Origin of the sequence: Actinomyces sp. ICM47 (assembly GCF_000278725.1) — a bacterium.
Lineage (GTDB): Bacteria > Actinomycetota > Actinomycetes > Actinomycetales > Actinomycetaceae > Pauljensenia.
In genome coordinates, this window is sequence record NZ_ALCA01000050.1 from 1 (window position 1) to 3,280 (window position 3,280).

The following is a 3,280-nucleotide window of genomic DNA, read 5'->3' on the forward strand; positions in this document are numbered from 1 at the left end:
CTCCGTTTTGCATGGTGATGTGAGTGTTGCCATGGCTGCCGTGGTCGTGCGTGTTGTCGGGTGCTTGCGTGAGCTGATGGTCTTGTCGGCTGTTTGTTGCGTCTGAGGTGTCCTGGGTTGCGTGGGCGTCGGGGGTTACGTGGGGGCGGGCACCCGGGGTGCGGGTACCTGCGCCGCGCGGGGCGACCCTGCGGCGGCCTCGACTAGCATGGACGCATGCAGAACTCAACGACCGGTACTGATCCTCGGAAGGACTCGCGCGCGAGCGGCGAGAGCACCCCCACGGTCCTCGATAACTCGGCGAAGCGCTTCATACGTTTCATCCTGGGGTTGATGGCGCTTGGTGTGTACTGGCTGATCTGGACCTCCAACTGGCGGGAGGCGTGGGGTGACTGGTCGATGCGAGGCAAGATCGGGGCGGCAGTCCTGCCCGTCGGCTTCGTGCTTATCTGGCTGCCGATCATGTGGGCGGCGCTGCGTTGGGTGATCCGCGATCTCATCAGAGCTCGGCGTTTGCCCACGCGGGGAAAGCATGCGAAGAAGCCGCGGCCACGGCTTGCCATCATTTGTTTCCTGATATCCGCCGGTATCCTTGTCGGCGTCGTGTATCCGTCGTGGAATCAACACCTGACGCTCGCCCAGGACCTGTGGGAGGGGCCTGTACGCCACGAGCGTGTGGCGTGCGAGGCCTTCAATGATGGGAACGGCAGCGTCTCACCGAAGAGCAGGTCCTGGAAGTACCTCCAGTTCAGGCTGGTCGGGGATGACGGTTATTCGCAGAGCTTCCGCTTCAAGCGCGTGGATCTCGATAAAGAAACCGACCGTCAGGGCAGCCCGTTCAATACGATCCTGGGCGCGTGCGAGTCACCGGAGATGCGCATGAGTGTGTCCGTTTATCCGCGTACGGGCGTCATTTCCGAGGCCCGGGCGAGCAAGTAGCCAGAAACTCGGGGGATACGATCTGGGCATGAGTGTCGATGTTCCACAGCCGCCGACCTCTCCGCCGCCGAGCGCGTCCGCGCCGAAGGGCTGGAAGCCGAAAGGATGCGGAACTGAGGCTGCGTGGGCTGTCTTGATGACCGTGGTCGTCGTAGCTTACGTCTGCGTGTGGGTGCTCGCGTGGAAGCAAGACCTCGGCGCGGTTGCGCTTGACGGGCGGGTTCGTTTCATGTGGGTCCCGATCATCTTCCTGATCGGCTGGGTTCCCCTGTTTCTACGTTCACTCGAGTGGCCCGTGGCCTTCATCCGCGAGTGTCGCCTAGCGACGATGGACCGATACACGTCGCTTCTCCTGGCCGTTGTCAGTGTTCCGGCGCTCATCGTCGTCCTAATCATCGGCTTTGTGTCGTATCGTTCCTACTCCTACGTAGCCCCCGCGCTCGCGGATCAGCGCCAAGGACCTGTGCGCTACGAGGCGGTGACTTGCGACGGTGTTTCGCGTGCGGTTGAGCACACTAACGATGAGTCGCCGGACAAAGAGTACGCATACATGACGGTGACGAGTCCCGACGGTCTGCATCTGGATGTGCGCGTTAGTTCGGTCATGTTGGAGCGTCGACTGGGGGAGGGAGATGAACCGTACGTCGGTCTCATGAAGCTGTGCGAGGCACCGGGCACGTTCGTGAGCGCCGAGGTCTACCCGCGCACGCAGATTCTGGCTTCCCTTGGGCGATGATCTCCTCCGCGCGGTAGCTCGTCTCGGAGGTGGCGAAGCCGCGTCGGCTATTGGTGTTGAGGACACTACGTGTTGCTGGTGTAGTGACTTGTCGACTTGCTGGTGTGGGAAAGTCACGGTTACAGGTGGTTGTGCATGCCTCGCTTATGTAAATACTGAAGCATCGTGGGCGTGTGCGGCTACCCCATGATTCGTGACGGATCATCCGCGCGCGACAACGACTTGGACTCCAACGCGTCCCGCACGTAAACCCGCTGTTCCGCATGTTAACCCGCTGTTCTGCATGTGGGCGGGGTCGCCCAGGCTCGGAATAGCGGGTTCACGTGCGGATGAGATGGCCCGGGTTCGGAATAGCGGGTCCATGTGTGATGTAGCGGGTCTGGTGTACGGCTGTGTCCTCTGTCCCGCACGTAAACCCGCTGTTCCGCATGTGGGCGGGGTCGCCCAGGCTCGGAATAGCGGGTCCACGTGCGGATGAGATGGCCCGGGTTCGGAATAGCGGGTTCGCGTGTGATGTAGCGGGTCTGGTGTACGGCTGTGCCCCCTGTCCCGCGCGTAGACCCTCTGTTCCGCATGTTAACCCGCTGTTCCGCATGTGGGCGGGGTCGCCCAGGCTCGGAATAGCGGGTTCGCGTGCGTATCACGGGGATGGAGGCGCATGGTGAGCGGATTGTGCGCAATGGCTTTGCGCTTCGGCGACATGGTTCAGGTGGTCAGCCCAATGCACCCTCACGTAGTGCACTCCTGCAGGCCCCAGACGGCAAGAAGAGGACACCAAGGCACATGATGGATGAACCCCAGCAACACGACATGTCCTATAACCAGGCTATTGTGGGCGCATGGGAACGACCGAGACAGGCCCCGATGGGTCTGTGAGCTATCTCTTCACCTCGAAGAATTTAGCGTATCGACAAAAGCTCTACAGGTGGCTCATTATCGGCTGCTGGGTCCTGATGGGTTACGCGTGTGTCGGCGTCATCGTCTTCATAGACGATTGGGGGCAGTGGAGGTTCTATGGCGGTTTCGCCGCGATGGGGCTCCCGCTCCTGGTGCTCTTCTTCTCGTTGCGCTTCGTGTGGGCGTTGCTGCGACGTCTTGTGCGAGTGGTCTGTGGGCGGGCGTCGGGGGGCGTGGTGGCGCCCCTCCTGGGACTCGGGGTCGTTGGTTGCGTGCTGTGGTTGGTCTGGCATATCTCGTTCATGTACCAGTGGCCCTACATAGAGGACTGGCATCGGGGGACTGTGCGGCACGAGAACGTGGCCTGCCAGAACTTCCATACCGAACTGAGCACAGGCAAGAGGTCGCATCGCGAATATGTGTTCGACCTGGTCGCCGAGAACGGCACCGAGTGGAGCTACCGCATTCGCGCATCAGTTATGAAAGAGAAGGCTGAGGATGATCGGGAACCTTACGCGTCCGTCTACTACACCTGCAAGGGTGAGGAGGATGGGCTGAGTATCGTGCTCTATGAGCACACGGGCATCATTACCGAGGCGTGGACGAACCAGGCGGGTCAGGTGCACTGAGCGCTCGTTCCTCCAAAAAATTGCATGCAATCCCCCTTCCCCCTGACCCGCGTGCCCCTGGCAAGCCAAGGGGAGTAAA

General features: G+C 61.3%; 3 protein-coding genes. All 3 read left to right on the top strand.

Annotated elements, in window-relative coordinates; genetic code table 11:
* Positions 1-216 precede the first annotated feature (216 nt).
* The 3 genes from HMPREF1136_RS03255 (at position 217) to HMPREF1136_RS03265 (ending at position 3,201) form a co-directional block, all read left to right on the top strand.
* Positions 217-939: a hypothetical protein gene (locus HMPREF1136_RS03255; RefSeq protein WP_009647905.1), complete on the top strand. Its 723-nt coding sequence runs from the start codon at positions 217-219 to the stop codon at positions 937-939.
* 28 nt (positions 940-967) lie between these two features.
* On the top strand, positions 968-1,675 hold the full coding sequence (locus tag HMPREF1136_RS03260; RefSeq protein WP_009647903.1) for a hypothetical protein: 708 nt from the start codon (positions 968-970) through the stop codon (positions 1,673-1,675).
* 839 nt (positions 1,676-2,514) lie between these two features.
* A complete protein-coding gene (locus HMPREF1136_RS03265; RefSeq protein ID WP_034504684.1) occupies positions 2,515-3,201 on the top strand; it encodes a hypothetical protein in 687 nt (228 codons plus the stop codon).
* Positions 3,202-3,280 lie beyond the last annotated feature (79 nt).